Genomic DNA, 18,106 nt, shown 5'->3' with positions numbered 1-18,106 from the left:
GTTAGTTTTTGGATTTTCTCCCATAGCTCTACTATCAAGGCTTCTTTTGCCTCGTTCGATAGCTGTTTTAGGTCGGGGAGTTTTTCCATTCCTTGATCTAATGTCTATCTTGTCTTCTTGTCAAGGGGGTTGAGCAATTACCCAAGATGACCTATATGAGAGACTTTCCCGCAAGGCTATAGAACGAATATATCCTTATAAACAAGATTTGGTTAAATTACTTTTTAATGAAGAGATAAATTTTAGTAAAAAGCAAGTATTACCAACCAACACAACAACTGTCCGGGATAGTAATACAGGTATGCTTGTAAGGTTAGCTAATCTTGCTAATAAGAAGCAATATCTCGTGGCATTGTTAACGGAACGTGGTATTGACTTAAATCGTTATGAGGTAAATAAGTATTTAGAGTGCATACCAAAAGATGATAATTACATAGACAGTAGTAGAGATAAAAGAATGATGATATTTGTTAAGCCATTCTTTTGCGATTTAAAAGAACCAATAGGAAAGACAGATGTCAAGTCTGGAGTTTTTCCTATAAGCAACAGCATATACGGTGCAAAAGGGAGGACAACTCAAGGTTCTCAGCATAAAATTTACAAAGAAGTTTATTTGCAAACCACAGTAGATAGAGTGTTTTGGTTGCTGCTAGAAGCCTACTTGTCTGACTTTGCTAAAGTAAAGCTCAACGAAGAAGAAGGATATATAGAAAAAGTGTATGTATCGCCGAGAAGATTTATCATACCCGCTACAATAACTGTCACTTTAAATGGAAAATGGAAAGCAGATATTCCGTTTGGTTCTAAAGATAATATGTCGTACAAGACAAGTGTAGAGACGATCGCAAGTTTATTACAGGCAAGCGGAATCCCTAAGCTGAAGTTCTCATTCACAGTAGAGTCTATACGCACATAGCTGCTTGCAAAAAAAGAGTAATATCAATTACACAGTTTTTTAGACAAGCTGCATTAAAGGCGCAACAGCCTAGCTGACTACTGACTAATGACTATTGACTAATGACTAATGACTAATAGAGGCTAGCGGCTCCCAACTTGTCACATCTTCAAATAAAGATTGATAGCCCGCTGCATTGGGATGCAGCCCATCTACAATCAGGCGCGATCGCCACCAATCACTGCCCCTATCGAGCCATTTATCAAAAATATCTAAATAAGGAATTCCCCGCAACTGACAAGCTAATTTCGTTGCTTCCTTGTAGCGATATTGGTCAGCATGACTGTAATACAAACAATCTTGAAAAGGCATTTTACTTTCATCCACCGGCACCATCCCGACAAATATCACCGGACAAAGTTGTTGGGATAGGTTTAACAAATGATCCAAAACAGTTTTAAAATGTTCAAACTCAGTGTAGCTGCGCCCGGTAGGCGACTGCACTCTCGCCGAGTCGTTGAGGCCGACGGAAAGAATAATCGCATCCGGGACGCGGTTTCTCAGTTCGCCACGGTGGCGAAACTCATTCTCTAGCCGCTGGGCGACTTGATAGGTGCGATCGCCCCGAACGCCCAAATTGTATAAAACGTGTCCTGCACTCTCCGGTAACATCCACTGGCGCCGCAATCTTTCCACCCAACCCCCGCCTACACCGTCGCCGAAACCGTAGATTAAGCTGTCGCCGAAAGCAACCAATTTGAGGGGATGAGAACTTCCCCGATGCAAGTGACCAAAGGAATAGGTTGTTGCTACCTGCATAAGCAATGATACTCAGTTAATAAATTATGAATCTTGACATAGTGAATTACCCGACGTTCATCTGAGTACAGATAGAACGCGGGCTTCCCAATTCAACCGCAACAGCCTCTACAGTAGTAGACTTGCGTCCATACCGTTTTGGTCTTACATTGCGTCCAAGGGCAGTAGCGCTGATTCCCAACGCCAAAATCCGTAAGCCTTCATTTCTGATATTGATCGCCGCATTCACATCTCGATCATGTCGCTGATGACAACGAGGGCAATCAAACGAGCGGACACAGAGATCCATCTTTGGGATTTGTAGCAGCGTATTTGAGCAAAGGTGAGAAGAGGGAAAAAACCTGCCTATTTCTAGATAAGTCTTGCCGTCTAACTCTGCTTTGTATTTGAGCATGGTGCAAAACATTCCCCAACCTGCATCACTAATTGCCTGGGCAAGGTTATGATTTTTGACCATGTTTTTCACTGCTAGATTTTCCACCACGATAACTTGGTTTTCGTTAACTGTCTTACGGGACAGCTTGTGGAGGAAATCCGAGCGCACTCTCGAAATTTTAGAATGCACTTTTGCCACAGCAATACGAGCTTTACGCCGCTTGTTAGTGGTCTTATCCTTTTTGCGAGATAGCTTTCGCTGTTTGCGTTTTAAGTTAAGCTCATGCTTCTTAAGATGCCGTGGGTTTTGGTATTTTGAGCCATCCGAAGTGACGGCAAAATCAATCAGCCCCAAGTCAAGCCCAATCGTCTTGCCTTCACTACTGGGTTCTGGCGAGTCAAGACCATCCTCGACCAATAGCGAAGCATAATAGCGACCATCAGGCATCCTCGACACCGTAACAGTCCTCAACTTTCCTTCTATGTTTCGATGAACCTTAGCTTTTACCGTTCCTAAGTAACCTGGGAATTTAATTTCGCCTTGGCTCAATAGTTTGACATTTGCGGGATATTGAAGGGATTGCCGACCATGGCGATTTTTGAAAGATGGATAACCAGTACGTCCGTCAAAAAAGTTAATGAACGCTTGAGATAGATTTAGCACAGATTGCTGAAGACATTGTGAATAGCAAGTTTTTAGCCATTCGTGTTCAGCTTTCCAGAACGGGATCTGCTTTTTCATATCAAGAGCAGACAAACCTTTACCCGTCTCTTTGTAAGCTATTGACATAGCCGCAAGTGACTGATTCCAGACCCAACGCGCACACCCAAAAGCTTGAGCCAAATGAGCTTGCTGTGCATTTGTGGGGTAAAGTCTGACCTTGACTGCTTTTAACATTCCATTATGTTAACACGGTTTACAGAACATGATAAATAATAGGGTGGTGGCAGAGATTATTTGCCAAGTCGGCGGGGCATCGAACCCCTTGACTCGCACAGCAAACATCCCGTCGCTCAAGGTCGTACCATGTTTGGCGCGGGGCTTCCCGCGACTAAGCTAAACTAGAATGTAACATTACAAAAAGTAGGTAGTCTCATGGCTAATAAGCGTCAACCCTTCGATTCAACTCAGCTAACCCGTCGCGCGGAAGAGTTGATTAACGGTGCATCCAACCGCTATCGGATTACGGTGCAGGTGGCGAACCGCGCAAAACGCCGTCGCTATGAAGATTTTGATAATATGGACGACCATCAAATGAAACCTGTAATGCGGGCGATATTTGAGATGTCGGACGAACTGACTCAACCGGAAATTATCGGAGACATCTAGACTTCGGGAGTTTTGGGTTTTGAGTGGTGAATTGCCAGCAATTTTTGTCAACTCAAAACTCACAACTTTTTCAAACTAGACTTGGGCGCGCGGGACGAGAAACCCGGTTTATTCCTAGCTGCCTCGTTAAAAAACCTCTGATTTTTCTAATAAACCGGGTTGATGAGCGTAAATCCTAAAATTATAAACAACTAGGAGATCTCCTGGCCGCTAAGTGTATGAAATTATTCTATTTTTCAAATTTTTGTCAAAACCGTGAATAAATTAAAGCAGGGCTTAAGTTTTCTGTTGGTTACTTTGAGTGTAGCGATTTTCACGCTTTTGAGTTGGGTCTTGGAATCCGGGGAACTTAGTATGTCAGCTTTGGAACCTTCGCTGCTGCGGAGTTCTGAGTCTGCCTCAGTGCAGCGAGTGGCTCAACAATCTGCGCCGCAAGTGAGGGTGCAAGATGCGTGGAAATTGGTGTACGAAAAATTGCCGGATTTCCCGATCGAAAATAACTACATTTCTAAGGAAACTGGAAAAGTCGCTCCAACCAATACTTTAGTCGGGCGGTTGATTCGATATCACGTATTTGTCAAAGGACGACCGCCCAATTACCGCTTTGATTGGAAGTTGAGTTTAGCTGACTATTTGGGGGCAACTCCCGATTATTTGGTAGAAAGCGTGTATCCGGGAAAAGACGTTTTGCGCTCAAATCCAATGGAACAGGATCGCGCTGCTATTCAAAAGTTAAATAGAGCACAGCGGGATGCTTTGGTTCAAGCTTTGGTTGATGTTTTTACGGAGAATTCCGGGCGTGGGCCCACACCGGCGGCCGGGGAAAAACCACAAGGGCGATCGAATTCGCCGGAGATACCGCAGCCGCAGCCGGGAGATGCGAAGTTGCTGGCACCTTAATACTCATGGATACAGAAACCGGGTTTTTTACGGAAATATTGCTTTTGAGCCTTTAACACAGGTAAAAAACCCGGTTTCTTTCGTATTTATGGGTAGGTTCTACTAATCTAAAATCCTAAATCTAAAATCTAAAATCCCTTAATGGTGGAACGTGTAATTAAAACAGGTGTTGGGTGGCGTTTGGGATGGAACCCGGAGGCGGAGGAGTTTAAGGGTTTGGTGGCTGGCGACGGTTGGGCGATCGAACTCACGGAGGCTGAGTTAAACGATTTTTGCCGATTGTTGGGGCAATTAGCCGACACAATGAGTCACATGGCCTCTGAGTTAATGGACGAGGAAAAAATCGCCATTGAAGCCGAAAGCGACTTGCTGTGGGTGCAGGTGGAGGGCTATCCCGAAGCTTACATTGTGCAATTGATCTTGAATGCTGGCCGAAGGTGCGAGGGTTTTTGGCCGGCGGCTGCGGTTCCGACTTTGGTGCAGGCCGCAAAAGTTTTAAAAGTTTTTTGACTTTTTCGGGAATTCTATGCTAAGCTATTAAAGCTGTCGGGGCGTAGCGCAGCTTGGTAGCGCACTACTTTGGGGTAGTAGGGGTCGTGGGTTCAAATCCCGCCGCTCCGATTGTGATAAAACCTTCTCTATGAGAAGGTTTTGTTGTTTTAGGGCCGGCGACGCAGCTCTTAACATTCTCAATTAGGGCATCGGCCCAGAAACAAGAATCAATCTCTGCTTCCGAACAGTCTATAGCTGTATCCTCAAATTCAAATCAAATTCAAAGGCTTTGCGATTGCTTCGCGACCCTCACAATAAAATTAATCATAAAAAAAAGGCGTTTGTATTTGACAAACGCCTTTTTAGAGAATTACAAACGCGGCGTCTTATCTTGTTTAAACGACGCTAACAATTCGCGAATTTGGTCGGCCGCAATCTCGCGCCCGCCCAAACCAAAAGCTAAAGCAATGCCAACTGCGATCGCCCCAAGTAGCAGCCCGAAAGCCAAATTCACAATATCGCTGCCAATGCCCATCTGTTGCAGCGCCAAGGCCGAAACAAAGGCAATAATCGCGATCCGAGCCGTTTGACCCAAAAGCCGCGCTTGGCGAGTTCCAGAACTGGCAATCAAACTAAACGCCAGATTCGCCAAATACAAACCGATCGCAAATACCACCAAACCGGCTAGCACCCGACCTGCAACCAGGACAATACCGCTAACAATCGCCGTCAGTGCTGGAATCCGCAGCACATCGGTAGCCGCCACCACAGCAAACAGCATGATGCCCACCTGCACCACAATGCCGACAAATTCCGAAGGCGTGCGGGCCGGAAGTTCCGGTTCTTGAAGAATCGTTGCGTCGGGATCGATCGAACTCGGCGGTAGCCGCAGCCGCTGTTTCGGTTGCTGCACTCCCAACCAAGAAAAGACATTGTTAAAGCCAATTCCCGTCAGGATATTAGTGACCAAATCGCTGATCCAGCGCCCCAACATGTAAGCAACCGCCAGAATTAGGGCTGCTGTAAAAATGTTGGGAAGCGCGCCCAGAATCGTGTTGAGCATCGCGATTGCCGGCTGCGAAATCGCCTGAATGTCCAAAGCGTTCAGAGCTGCGATCGCTGTTGGAATCAAAATCAAAACATAGACGATTGTCCCGACAATCCACGACAGCGATTGTCCGCCCGAAGTCCGCGAAATTCCAAACCGAGCGCCCAAACTGTCCGCCCCAGCAGCAGCCAACAGATTCGTGACAATCCGCCGCACCACCATAGCCAGCAGCCAGCCCACAAACCCAATCACCACAGCTTCCAGAATTTTCGGAATTGCTGCCAGAATTTGGTTGAGTAAATTATTAACCGGCAGCAGAGCCTGCTGCATTTCCAGTGAGTCGAGAATCAGCGGCAAAAACAGCAGAAAAATGAACCAGTACAGCGCATTCGCCAGAGTATCGCTCAGCAGCAAAGGGCGCTCAGTGGGCGCAGTTCCCACCTCTTGATTCAAGCGCTCGTCCACGCTAAAAGCCCGCATCGCCCGCGATACGGCCATTTTGGCGACTGTTGCCAACACCCAAGCAATCCCCAACCAAATTAGCGCGCCGGCTAACTTCGGCAAGAAACCGGTAATTTGATTGAGAAAAGTATTGAGGGGTTGCGAGACAGCCGTTAGATTCAGGCGGTTGAAAAAGGCAATTAGGAAAAAAACAAAAATGATCCAGAACACCGCTGCGGAAATCCATTTTTCCACTTGCGGGGCTCCAGTTCCTTCTGGGCGGCCTGTAATCCAAGCAGCCAGCCGATTGTCGAGCGTAGTCTTCTTGAGCAATCCCCCCACTACAGATGAGACGAGGGCTGATACTATCAAGCCAATGAGCAGGATACCGACGGCCCAGAGGAGATTTTCAATGTTTGAGCCCTGAAGGAAATTGTTAATTCCGCGTTCTGCATCTGTCAGGGCATTCCCGGGCTGGGCCTGTGCCAAAACGCGATCGGACAACGCCGCTATGGGGCCCGATATCGGTTGAGTTATTTCTTGCCAAGTTTCATTCATTTTTTTCTCAGGTTAACGTCAGATTTGACAAGGAGAAGACGAAACTTTAATAATAGTTCCAAAAAATCTAGACATCGCCTAAATTTAATGTTTGTACACTTTTAATCGTACTGGGTTAACTACAAAACCCTCTATCGAATTTGGGATACACCCCTATCCGACTGCTTTTGGGCGAATATTCAAAGAACCGTTTACATCGGCATTTATGAATCGTCCAGTTTTGGTTCTGAACAATCATCTTTTTACCCTACTGCCAATGTAGTCGGAATGTTGTTGAATTGGTTCCAAATCCAAAGCTGAACATTTGGAGGTGTAACTCTCCTCAACTAACACAACTTGAATTCCCGCAGGTTGTCCTTTGTACTGCAATATTTGCCGAAATCGGCTATGGGGAATACAAGCAAAAGTTTGATTTTTAATCAAACCCGTATTAATCCCATATTTAAAATCCTGGTTCCAGCCTATAACCAGTAAGCCCATTTGATTATTGACGAGTTCTTTAATAATTGCGGAACTCGGCGTGTGGAGGTAGTAATCCACTTTACAGTTACACTTGTGCCACAATTTGGCAAGTTTTTCACTGTTTTTTTGCGCTGCGGGCAGGAATGATTTCAAGGCAGATGAAACTTGATTGCAGTATTGGTTTGTTGACTTAACAGCCCCTCCGTCGTAGATTGTCGGTACTAACCCAGGAACATTGTAGGTTAATGTTGCCAGATTGTTTAATCCTAAATCTATGGCAGCTACTCTCTGATTAACTTGTAAAGGCTGTTCTAACTTTTCATAGAGCACCTGGACCCCATAACAACCTACTTTGGGAACAATCCGGATTTCCAGAATCGAGGTGACTCTTGAGGGCAACCAAATATTAGTCCCACAGGGACGAGGATATCCTTTTTTTAAGGCTTTTTTGCTGACAGATTGACAATTAAATACAACTACATAGCGCCCATCCTCTCTTTTTCGCTCTCTTGAACCTTTATAATGAGGAATTTGCGGGGCTGCTTTAAATTTAGTTGGGTCTTCCTGATAGTTTCGCTGCGCCAGATAATAGCTAGTCCATGCTTTGAGGACTAAGCTGAGCGTGCTTTGTGCTACTTTTTCGGGCAGTGCTTTGTAATCAATATTTGTTTTAAGCGCGCGATCAACAGCCAGAGCGTTTGTTTGTTGGCTGGCGAAAAACTGTTGACGGTAGATGTAGTTAGCGCTATTGTAAAGGTTTTTGCACAGCCAAGACAGTCGATCGGCTTCTCGATAAAACCTATGATTTGGTTTAAAGACGTGCCTTTCGACTAGCTGCATAATTGGTATATATACTTTAATTCAAGATGATACACTGTATTTATGAGTGTGTCAATCTTTTATTTTCTGGAAAAATTGACGGTACAAGTAAATAAATGACTATAAAGTAAGCAAAGTTTTGTAATACCGTCCTTGTTGCAGGTTCTCATGTCAATTCGTCAAGTTTTCGAGCAATCCATTGAAATTCGCGCTGCTGCTACTCTGGTGGAGCAGTGTATAGTCGATCGCACTTTAATGCACAAGTGGCTCAATCCCCTGCTACGCTGCGATCCCCAGGGCGAATGGGATACTGCCGTAGGAAGTCGCAGCTTATTTATCATAAAAATTCCTGTTTTGCAACCCACTTTAGAGAGTGTTGTGTTGGAGCGACAACCAGGTTTAATTGTGTGGGGGTTTGACGGATTTTTCAAAGGATGCGATCGTTGGGAATGCCAGCCGCAAATCCAAGGAACTCTCTTGATTAACCGGTTTGAATTTCAAATTCCCAATCCTTTAATTAGATTTGGTTTCAATCGCTTTGCAGCCCCTTGGACAGAGAAAGATATGAAAGACCAACTGCGGCGGCTCAAGCGGGTAGCCGAGCAACTATCTCAAAAAATGGGTAAAGTATAATGGGGAATTGGTAATTGGTAGTTGCTAATAGTTAAAAACTCCGACTTAATAGAAAAAAAGCACCTTTTTCCAATTACCAATTCCTTGTAACTTCAGTTATTTACTTGGTACTTCCCGATGGAGTCGGCTGACAAATCATTTCTCTCGCCGAATTCACGGCTTGGTTGGCCGTATTTTGCAAAGCCGGGGAATTCTGATACAAAGCTTGCAAATCTTGCACATCTTTAATCACTCGCTCGTAGATAACCATCGCTTGATTGCCGTCAACTTCTAAGGCAGCAGGGCTGTAATTTTGCATCACTTCAATCAGCGATATTTTGCCATCTTTAGAAGCTGCGACTAAAGCATCGCGCAGTGCGGGCACGCTTTGCAGCCGAGCAGTCGGCGCATAAGCAACCTCGCCCAATTGTTTGAAAACAATTTCCCCAAAATAAGTGCTTGCTAGCCGCGCTATTAATTGGGAATCTAAAGGCACTTCTCGCGTTAATATTTCGCGCACCGACTCGGGAGTTTGTTTCGCAAGACTCAGAACGCTTTGTAGTTGAGATGATGCTTGGCCGGTTTGTGCAAAGCTTTGTAAGTCGCTCATCGGTAATGTTACGTCAACAGCACCGTATTTTACGGTAACATTATCTAATGCCAAGGCTTTGCCGCTGCTTAGGAATACTGCACTTGTTCCCAGCAAAAGCGCCAAACCCAATGATAAAGACTTTGACATTTTTTTGGTTAAATGGGCTGATAGCGGTTGCATTCCGTTGAGATAACCTTGTTGAAACTGAAAGTTCATGAGTTTGTGCCTCTTTACGTCAAAATACTTTTTCGATCGCTCGTCTGTGCGGGTATCAGTGCGGGTATCAGTGCGGGTATCAGTGCGGGTATCAGTCGGGAAAGTCGCATCGGGATTTCCGTAAATGACCTATGATTTTACAGTCAAGTCAAGCAAATTCAACCTATCAAAAGATAGGTGTTAATTGACAATTAATATGTTACACTTAGATTTTTGACAATTTTAGATACCTTTGCAAAAATGATAAAAGCGAAATTTGGTCGTCGGGCAGCAGTGTATTGAGTGTCACTTGAATATGTCTTATAGTGTGCGATCGATACCAAATCTAAGTTCACATATCCCGATCGAGCCGATCGACCAATTGGCGAATTCTAGCAGCATCAGGAGCATTCGGAGCATTTCTCAGGTATAATTCCAAATCGTGGCGCGCTTCCGCGAAGCGTCCCAGTTGATAATATAGAATTCCGCGATCGCGCCGTTCCCCCAGCGCATCGGGAAACAGCAGCAAAATCCGTTCTATCGCCGAGAGTACCCTCACAGCATCTCCCTGTTGCAAGTAAATTGCCTTCAGATTTCCCAGCATTCGCCCCAAAAAATGTCGGCGACTTACCGGGGCGAGAAAAGCCGGCTGCAACTCCATAGGTTGACCGTAAATTTGAGAAAGTCGGGCTTGACAATCTTCAGGAAATAATATCTCGCCGCCGTTAAACGCATCAACAAAAATACCAGCATCTTCAAAATCCGGTCTAATTAAAAAATGTCCTGGCATCCCAATTCCCACCATCGGGAAATCAATGCGCTGAGCAACCTCCAAATAAACCAAAGATAAAGATATCGGAATGCCAGTACGCCGATCGATCACTTCATTCAAAAAGCTATTGCGGGGGTCGTAATAATCCACATCATTGCCCGCAAACTGCAACTCTCCGTATAAATAGGCGTTAATAGTTTGAATAATCCGCAGCGGATAATTCTGTTCCGGCAGGCGTGAGCGCACTTCATCTGCGATCGTGTCGAGAGCGTTGAGATACTCCTCTGGCTCTAAATTTGGGTATTCTTCCAAAGCCATATAAAGGGCTGCTTTCGCCAGGTCGATCGAGCCATCAGGCTGGTTTATTTCTCGATAAAAGAGTTGTCGGGCGATCGGAAAATCCATATTTATTATTGATTTATTTTTTATGTACTTATTGGACTAATATCATGAACAGGCAAGATGCCTGTTCCACAACAAAAATTATTGGTAAATCGGCATTTTTTGTAGTATAATTAACCTTTTTTATGGTAATACAGGTACTTTTTCTTGTGGAACAGGCATCTTGCCTGTTGCAGCTTTTTGTAGTGTAATTAAATCTTTTATGGTACTACAGGCATTTTTTCTTGTGGAACAGGCATCTTGCCTGTTGCCCAAAAGATATTAAAAACAGTGCCTTATTTAAATTTTAATATATTCTAAATTTTTTCATCTAAAGCAGCCACTATTTTTAATAAACCTTCACGATTTTTTTTGCATCGAGATTGAGGTGAACACCCTCGGATGTCAAATCAACTTTCAAATCCCGTGACTTTTACCAATAACCCAACTGCGGCGAAAAATCCGAGCCAGAGTCGATTCTTCCAAAGCAAAATAGATAGGGCGACCGTGAGGACAAGTGCGCGGATTGCGAGTTTGCTGCCATTCATCCAACAAATCTTGCATTTGGGAAAGACTCAAAGGAGTACCGTTTCGCATAGCGCTACGGCAAGCAGTTGCAACTTGAGCAGCTTGTAAATCTGCGACTTTACTGAGTTCAAAAAGCGCATCCGCACAGTCATCTCGATCGGCTAATAATTCAGGAACTTCGCGGGCAGCCCATAGCTGTTCCCCAAAGGTTTCTACTTCCAAACCCAAGCGGGATAAATTCTCAATTTGCAGCGCAGATAATTGACTGAGAATCACGGGTTTTTCTAGACATTTTAACTGCCAAGCCGCGCACAATTGCTCGTATAAAACGCGCTCGTGAGCGATATGCTGTTCTATCAACCACATTCCGCTGGAATGTTCGGCAACAATGTAAGTATTGTGAACTTGCGCGATCGCCCTCAATTCCATCAATCCTACTTTATTAGCTTTTTCCTCTTCGCCGCCGTCCTCATTCTGCCTAGCCGAAATCCCGACACTGTAAGCACTTTTTTGTTCCGATGCCTTCAGCAATTTTCCCACTCGATCGGGAATTGGGGCAGGCGGCAAAACTTCATCGTTCAGGTGCAAAGCGCGAGCAATTGCCGCGCTAATTTGTTCTTGCCAAAAACTCGGATCGTGCAGATAAATTTCCACCTTAGCCGGGTGGCGGTTCCAGTCGATTTCCGAAGGGGAGATTTGGAGGTGGACAAAACACACGGGATAGCGATCGCGCGGACAAGTGCGGGCAAAGGCGCTGAGAATAGTTTGCTCTAATTCGGGCGATCGCACAACTCGCCGATTTACCCCAACTTTCACCCAATCCGGTCGCCTGCGGTGACACCGATCCGGCAAACCAATTACTAATTCCAAACGCTGGGAATTGGGCATTTGGAAATGGGAACTGGCAACTGGTAATTGGTAATTAGGCTTAACTGTAGCGCCCACAAGTTGAGTTTCTATCAATAAATTTGCTGCTTTCTGATTTTGAGGACTCGCCGGCAAATCTAACTTTAAATACTGCAAATCGCTCGCTCGCACACCGCGCACGAATTGAGGTAAAAGTTGTTCCGCTGTGCTACCTGGAGTTACGTGCAAACAAGGCGTGTTTCCTTGACGCAACTGCCAATTAACGTGCGGATGACAAATAGCAATTTGCTGAAGAGTTAATTGGATCGATCGCATTTGCTGTGCCGGCGACAAAAAACTGCGGCGCACAGGCCAATTGCCAAACAAATTATCAACAGTCACCACCGTACCCGGAGCGATCGCCGCTGTTTCCACCTCCACAGCAACGCCTGCGTTGTTGTAAACCACCCGCCAGCCCGATCGAGCATTTTCAACTCCCCCCTGGTTAAAGGATGATTTGGCGGGGGTTTGCGCCGACTCTGGATTTTCCGAAAAATCCCCCAATCCCAAATCATTCGATCGGCTCAAAACCTCCAAACAGCCTAACTGAGCTAAACTGTGCAAAGCTTCCCCACGAAATCCCAAAGTATCAATTTTGTAAAGGTCTGCTTCAGTGGTAATTTTGCTCGTACTGTGAGGCGAAGCCGCCTGCTGCAAATTTTCCAGATCCATTCCCGTACCATTATCTGCAACTTGCACCCGCCATTGTTCAGGCCAGACAGAAACAACGATGCGAGTTGCGCCAGCATCCAGAGAATTTTCAACTAATTCTCGTACCGCAGCGGCGATCGAGTCAATGACTTCGCCGGCGGCAATTAAGTTGATAACTTCTGTGGGTAAGGTTTGAATAGTAACTGGCATCCGATTTTTAGCGCTTCGTTAATTCAATTCTACTTGATTCTGCCAATCGCTACACAGTATTAGGACTTACGCTTTTCAACCCGGTTTATTAGAAAAATATTGTTTGATAACAAGATATCTACCGATCAACCAAGTCTCTGAGGCTTAGTGAGAAAGTCCTAAGTATATATCTTCCAACCTACTTAATTTTGATCTGCTAAAGCCATGCTTCTCGGCAAGCGGATGTAAAAAGTTGTGCCTTTTCCGTCCTCGGACTCATAACTAATTTTTCCTTTGTGAGCCTCAACGATCGACTTAACAATTGCCGTTCCCAACCCAGTACCAGTCCGCTTGCCATAAGTCACAAACGGTTCAAATAACTTTTCCTTAATTGTCGGTGGAATGCCGGGGCCGTTATCGTAAATGCTAATTTCGGCCCACTCCTCACTTTGTGTCACCGCAATCTCCACCCGCCCCCCTCGTCCGCCAAAAGCCTCAACAGCATTCCCAACTAAATTTTGTAAAACGCGCAAAAGCTTATTTTCATCCGCTTCCACTATTACTTCTGTCACCCGTACTGCTAAATCTACTTTTGCTGCTTCACAATAAACTCTGTTCAACTTTTCAAACTGCTGCAACGTCTGAATTAGATTAACGGGTTTTTTATTTAATACAGAATTACCTCGCGAAAATTCTAATACTTCTTCAGCCATCCCCAACATTCGATGAACCTGCAATTGAATAAGTTCACACCACTCCTGAGTTTCCTCATCTGGGTGCATTTCTTTGAGCATTTCACTGGATAGTTTAATTCCGGTAAAAGGACTTTTGAAATCGTGAATAATTGTACTCACCATTTCTCCTACCAATACCATTTTTTGTTTGTGTACCAACTGGCTAACATATTGATCCGTGGTATCCCGTAAATTTTTAGTAATGAAACTAAACATTTGCAGTACCGAACTGCCTTTAGCAAACTGGAGAGTTGCTATTAGTTCTTCACGGGCTATTTTGGCCAAAGTCGAGCCTGCAACTGCCACAGCTCTAGCACTGCGAGGCTCTCCGTCTAAAACTCCAAGTTCGCCAAAATAATCGTCTGGCTTAGCCACAGCGACAGTTTGATATTTATTGTTTTCAAGCCGCTTGCTAAACTCGACTTTACCTTCTAAAACTAGATAGAAAAAATCCGCTGTTTCTCCTTCTTCAAAAACCAGCGTTTCCTCATCAAAACTCTCCAAAACAGCTATTTGGCAAAGGTGAGCAGCTTGCTCTGGTTCAAAATAAGACATAAATCGATGAGATGCCAGATCCATGTAAAAATACCTAAAGCTTAATTTAAACAGTTTCTTTTTTCTATTTTCGCCGATCGCCATCGGTGCGTTAATAAAATACAATACTGCTTTAATCTGCCTCTCTTTTCTAGTCTCCTAGGCTTTGACGCAAGGATCAGCGTCGGGATGCAGAGCCAGACTAGCATAGCAGCAGCAGCAATCTCACCAAAATTCTCAGTTAATTGGCTAAAATACATAAGTATTGTACTATTTTTTAGATTTAAATTGGATGTGCGGGGGGTTATCCGGCCACCTCAGAAGATTTTAACTGTAGAGAGATCGTCTAATTTAAATGTCGATCGACCGAGTTTACAAAAATTAACGCTCGCCCGATAAAACGATCGCAGCATTCTGCCCGCCAAAGCCAAAACTTAAACAAACCGCATTTCTGACAATAGCCGATCGCGCACAGCGAACAAAATCTAATTCAAACCCCGGTTTTGTCATTCCAACGCAAGGCGGCAACATCTGATATTTAATGCTCATCAAACAAAAAGCCGCGCCCAAAGCTCCCGAAGCTCCCAAAGTATGACCCGTAGCCCCCTTAGTCGAACTAACAGCAACTCCTCGGTGAAATAACTTCTCAATTAACAGTGCTTCGTGTCGGTCATTTAACTCAGTTGCAGTACCGTGAGCGTGAATAAAATCTATATCAATCGCCGCTAAATTGCTGCGTTTCAAACATTGATTTACCGCCGCGATCGCACTTTTCCCCCCCAGCTCCGGGGAATTAGCATAGCAAGCATCATTTGTCAAGCCAAAACCGGAAATTTGACCGTAAATTTTAGCGCCACGACGCCTTGCCAACTCGGCAGATTCTAATACCAATAAAGCCCCGCCTTCACCGAGAACAAAGCCTTCCCGATTTTGATCAAAGGGATAGCATCCATTGTTTGCCAAAGCACCCATCCGGCTAAACCCAGCCAGAGTCAGCGGTGTGATAGGCGCTTCGACAGCACCTGCGATCGCCCGCTGACACTCACCGGTGCGGATTAAATCAACAGCGCGGGCGATCGACCAAATACCCGTCGCACAAGCAGCCATCGGCGCCAGTACCGGTCCCGTCGAACCAATTGCCCTCGCCGCTGCGATCGCCCCCATGTGAGGCAAAAAATTCACAAATTGAGAAGAGGGAATTGGGCATTGGGAATTGGGCATTGGGCATTGCGAATCGGTAATTGAGAATTCTCTATCCTCTTCCTTCTTCCCTCTTCCCTCTTCCCTCTTCCTTCTTCCCTCTTCCTTCTTCCCTCTTCCTTCGCTTGCCAACAGTTCCAAATTTGCTTGGAAGCCTCGGCTCGAACCGATCGCAATCCCGCAATCGGGCAAAGGCAAAGTCAAATTAGCATCTTGCACAGCATCTATTAAAACCTGCCGAATTAAAGTTATTAAATCGACAGGTTTTGTGCCAATTAAAGCCAAAGGTCGCCGTTCAAGTTCTATAAAAGGTTGATGTTGCCGAATTCCTGATTCCCCAGACAACAATCTTTTCCAGCTACAATCCAAAGTGCCTAAAGCAGAAACCAGGCCAATTCCCGTAACAACAACATCCACATCTACCCTCAGATTCCCAAATTTTTAGTCATTAGTCATTAGTTATTAGTCATTAGTTATTTATGATTGGAACTAATTATTAACTACTAACCAACGACCAACGACTGATATCGTTTCCGGTTGCATCGGAATAATAAAATCGAGTCAACAGTCAACAGTCAACAATCATCTCGCTCGTGCAACCGGAATTGACATGACGAGTGACCACTGACTACTGACTACTGAACAGGCTTAAAATTTTCCAAACCCTGAGTAACAGTAACCTTCTCAATGCGATCGCCCGCTTCAATCTTATCAATCACATCCATGCCTTGTTTCACGTACCCAAAAACCGCATAGCTGCCGTCCAAAAACGGTACATCGGTCAAAGTAAAATAAAACTGAGAAGAAGCCGAATCAGGACTCTGCGATCGAGCCATAGCAACAGCCCCCCGACTGTGCATCAACACGGGTTTCTCCTTAACCCCAGCTTCTTCTAGCGTTTGGCTGTAAGTCGGATTGGCAGCACCTTTAGCTTTAATTTCCAGAGGAATCCTGCGTTCGGTAGTAGTTTTTGGGTCAATAAAACCGCCAGTTCCCAGTCGCGCTGTAGGGAATTTAGGGTCTTTACCCTGGGGGTCGCCGCCCTGAACTACAAAAGGCTGAGGTTCCCGCACGACTCGGTGAAATACCAGCCCGTCGTAGACTCCTTTCTGAACCAAATCGACAAAATTGCCCGCAGTAATTGGTGCATTTGTGCCGTCGAGTTCGATCGTAATTGGAGCACCTTTAACCGTCATAACCACCGTTGCTTTTCCTTCCAATCGTGGCAAATTGCTAAATGGCGAACTCGCCGCTACAGCAGCAGGAGAAGGAGACGGAGACAAAGAAATATTTTCACCAGACGCCGGATTTGGTGTTGGAGTCGAGTTGGCCACAGGGGAACTACCGCATCCTCCGACAAACAACGCGCCAATTATTAAAAGTGAGAACAACCACCGCTGAATTTTGATTTGCATTTGCATTTGTATTTTCACTTTGAGTCAATTACGGACTTTGCAACTAAAGATTTTAATTCAATAGTCCGAACTGTTTTTAGTTCGTAGTCTGAAACCTGCGATTTTCCTTGGATAGCGAAGTTGCCTAATCGCATTGAAACTCTTATTCTACGGTTGGGAATCAAACACTATCCAAAGTATTGTTAATTGATAGATTCAAAAATTGGTAACGGGCTTACTAGCCGATCGAGCTTTTTCACTTACCAGGTAGGTAAGGTGCGCGGCCCGGCGCACCCTACGAGACATTACCAATCTCAGATATCAAATCGCCAATCGCAAATCCCTAAAGTCCTTCTAGGGGAACTTGCAAAAATCGAGCCAATTCGGCCGCTTGATTTTCCACTTCCGACAAAGCAATCGGCTGTCCGACTCTAGTCAGGGGAAACTGACGGCGGTCTTTGAGCTTAAGATAAATACTGCGACGGGGACTGAGACCTTCTTTAATGTCTACCCGCACAGATTGCACGTCCGATGTCTTGCAAGTAAAATCAAGCTTGCGGTTTTTGCCGGGAAAACCCCAGCGAAAGATCCGAATGTTACCAGTTTGTCGATCGAACTCGCTGTAACCGCCACCGACATCCCAGAGAATAGTCAGCCACAGGTAAAGCGCCAAAAGCACGCCACAGACACCGTAGAAACCCATCGCAATGCCTTGGGGGATGAAAACAAGCTGAGTCGGGTCAGCAAAAGGCAGCAGGTTAACGTGCAAGTAGCTGGAAATGCCCGACAGCAGGAAACCAGTCCCTCCAATGCTGACCACCGTCGCCCACCAGTAATTGCTGAAGCGGCGGGAGCCCAAAACCGGGTAGCGCAGGACAGGATCGATCGAGGTCGTTGTTTTTGCAGTCATAAAATTAAACAGCCTTAAAGCCAAATCTTAATTCAATTAGTCCACCGAGCGTCACGGTTCGCTGACGCGATGGCGTCAGCGACCGATCGGGATTGTGTATCAACACCTGCTAATTATGTTGAAAAATTCTGAACTTCTAATATATAGTTATGTTAACTTTAATTAGAAACCTTGGTCTTTTAACAAGCAAAAGGATTTTACCGCAATGACAATCGCAGTCGGACGCGCCCAGACCGAAAGAGGCATCTTTGATGTACTCGACGACTGGCTCAAACGCGATCGCTTCGTCTTCGTAGGCTGGTCTGGCATCCTGCTATTCCCCTGCGCCTACCTAGCCATCGGTGGCTGGTTAACAGGCACCACCTTCGT

General features: G+C 45.2%; 17 protein-coding genes, 1 tRNA gene and 1 pseudogene. 8 read left to right on the top strand and 11 right to left on the bottom strand.

The window, feature by feature from the left end:
* The first annotated feature begins 208 nt into the window (after positions 1–208).
* Positions 209–916, top strand: a complete 708-nt coding sequence (locus NDI35_RS28705) for a hypothetical protein (protein ID WP_445315681.1) — start codon at positions 209–211, stop codon at positions 914–916.
* A 105-nt stretch (positions 917–1,021) separates the two neighbouring features.
* On the opposite strand, the gene NDI35_RS28700 is transcribed toward NDI35_RS28705, so the two are convergent.
* Complete coding sequence (locus tag NDI35_RS28700; protein ID WP_445315680.1) at positions 1,022–1,714, bottom strand: GDSL-type esterase/lipase family protein; 693 nt, start codon at positions 1,712–1,714, stop codon at positions 1,022–1,024.
* A gap of 46 nt (positions 1,715–1,760) precedes the next feature.
* Complete coding sequence (locus tag NDI35_RS28695) at positions 1,761–2,987, bottom strand: RNA-guided endonuclease InsQ/TnpB family protein (protein WP_445315679.1); 1,227 nt, start codon at positions 2,985–2,987, stop codon at positions 1,761–1,763.
* Positions 2,988–3,185: 198 nt separating this feature from the next.
* On the opposite strand from NDI35_RS28695, the gene NDI35_RS28690 reads away from it, so the two are divergent.
* From NDI35_RS28690 to NDI35_RS28675, 4 genes are all read left to right on the top strand, one after another.
* Positions 3,186–3,419 (top strand): DNA-directed RNA polymerase subunit omega, encoded by a 234-nt coding sequence (locus tag NDI35_RS28690; RefSeq protein WP_445315678.1) that lies wholly within the window; start codon positions 3,186–3,188, stop codon positions 3,417–3,419.
* Positions 3,420–3,773: 354 nt separating this feature from the next.
* Positions 3,774–4,319: a hypothetical protein gene (locus NDI35_RS28685; protein ID WP_445315677.1), complete on the top strand. Its 546-nt coding sequence runs from the start codon at positions 3,774–3,776 to the stop codon at positions 4,317–4,319.
* Between the two features lie 141 nt (positions 4,320–4,460).
* Positions 4,461–4,829, top strand: a complete 369-nt coding sequence (locus NDI35_RS28680) for a DUF1818 family protein (RefSeq protein WP_445315676.1) — start codon at positions 4,461–4,463, stop codon at positions 4,827–4,829.
* 37 nt (positions 4,830–4,866) lie between these two features.
* Positions 4,867–4,940 (top strand) — tRNA-Pro (locus tag NDI35_RS28675).
* 241 nt (positions 4,941–5,181) lie between these two features.
* Here NDI35_RS28675 and NDI35_RS28670 read toward each other — a convergent pair.
* Together NDI35_RS28670 and NDI35_RS28665 are read right to left on the bottom strand one after the other, a co-directional pair.
* Positions 5,182–6,858 (bottom strand): mechanosensitive ion channel, encoded by a 1,677-nt coding sequence (locus NDI35_RS28670; protein ID WP_445315675.1) that lies wholly within the window; start codon positions 6,856–6,858, stop codon positions 5,182–5,184.
* 234 nt (positions 6,859–7,092) lie between these two features.
* Positions 7,093–8,160 carry an RNA-guided endonuclease InsQ/TnpB family protein gene (locus NDI35_RS28665; protein WP_445315674.1) on the bottom strand — a complete coding sequence of 356 codons (1,068 nt, stop codon included), beginning with the start codon at positions 8,158–8,160 and terminating at the stop codon, positions 7,093–7,095.
* Positions 8,161–8,307: 147 nt separating this feature from the next.
* On the opposite strand from NDI35_RS28665, the gene NDI35_RS28660 reads away from it, so the two are divergent.
* Positions 8,308–8,772 (top strand): SRPBCC family protein, encoded by a 465-nt coding sequence (locus NDI35_RS28660; RefSeq protein ID WP_445315673.1) that lies wholly within the window; start codon positions 8,308–8,310, stop codon positions 8,770–8,772.
* Between the two features lie 100 nt (positions 8,773–8,872).
* Here the strand turns inward: NDI35_RS28660 and NDI35_RS28655 are convergent, their stop codons facing one another.
* On the bottom strand, positions 8,873–9,559 hold the full coding sequence (locus tag NDI35_RS28655; RefSeq protein WP_445315672.1) for an alpha/beta hydrolase: 687 nt from the start codon (positions 9,557–9,559) through the stop codon (positions 8,873–8,875).
* On the opposite strand from NDI35_RS28655, the gene NDI35_RS28650 reads away from it, so the two are divergent.
* Positions 9,542–9,694, top strand: coding sequence for a hypothetical protein (locus tag NDI35_RS28650; RefSeq protein ID WP_445315671.1), 153 nt, complete (start codon positions 9,542–9,544; stop codon positions 9,692–9,694). The genes NDI35_RS28655 and NDI35_RS28650 overlap by 18 nt on opposite strands.
* A 196-nt stretch (positions 9,695–9,890) precedes the next feature.
* Here NDI35_RS28650 and NDI35_RS28645 read toward each other — a convergent pair whose 3' ends face one another.
* From NDI35_RS28645 to NDI35_RS28620, 6 genes are all read right to left on the bottom strand, one after another.
* A complete protein-coding gene (locus NDI35_RS28645; RefSeq protein WP_445315670.1) occupies positions 9,891–10,715 on the bottom strand; it encodes a SirB1 family protein in 825 nt (274 codons plus the stop codon).
* A gap of 393 nt (positions 10,716–11,108) precedes the next feature.
* Positions 11,109–12,986 (bottom strand): DNA mismatch repair endonuclease MutL, encoded by a 1,878-nt coding sequence (gene mutL, locus NDI35_RS28640; protein ID WP_445315669.1) that lies wholly within the window; start codon positions 12,984–12,986, stop codon positions 11,109–11,111.
* A 182-nt stretch (positions 12,987–13,168) separates the two neighbouring features.
* A complete protein-coding gene (locus tag NDI35_RS28635) occupies positions 13,169–14,278 on the bottom strand; it encodes an ATP-binding protein (protein ID WP_445315668.1) in 1,110 nt (369 codons plus the stop codon).
* Between the two features lie 336 nt (positions 14,279–14,614).
* A complete protein-coding gene (locus tag NDI35_RS28630; RefSeq protein ID WP_445315667.1) occupies positions 14,615–15,850 on the bottom strand; it encodes a beta-ketoacyl-ACP synthase in 1,236 nt (411 codons plus the stop codon).
* A 218-nt stretch (positions 15,851–16,068) separates the two neighbouring features.
* The gene (locus NDI35_RS28625; protein WP_445315666.1) at positions 16,069–16,854 is read right to left on the bottom strand and encodes a peptidylprolyl isomerase; all 786 of its coding nucleotides are present in this window, start codon (positions 16,852–16,854) and stop codon (positions 16,069–16,071) included.
* Between the two features lie 316 nt (positions 16,855–17,170).
* Positions 17,171–17,737, bottom strand: a complete 567-nt coding sequence (locus NDI35_RS28620) for a photosystem I assembly protein Ycf4 (RefSeq protein ID WP_445315665.1) — start codon at positions 17,735–17,737, stop codon at positions 17,171–17,173.
* Between the two features lie 205 nt (positions 17,738–17,942).
* Between NDI35_RS28620 and NDI35_RS28615 the strand changes: the two are divergent.
* Positions 17,943–18,106 (top strand): annotated as a pseudogene (locus NDI35_RS28615) (photosystem II D2 protein (photosystem q(a) protein)); the annotation flags it as partial.

Source organism: Microcoleus vaginatus FACHB-2002, from assembly GCF_040004035.1.
In the GTDB taxonomy this organism is placed as follows: Bacteria; Cyanobacteriota; Cyanobacteriia; order Cyanobacteriales; family Microcoleaceae; genus Microcoleus; species Microcoleus vaginatus_C.
This window is presented reverse-complemented; position numbering and strand designations above follow the sequence as displayed.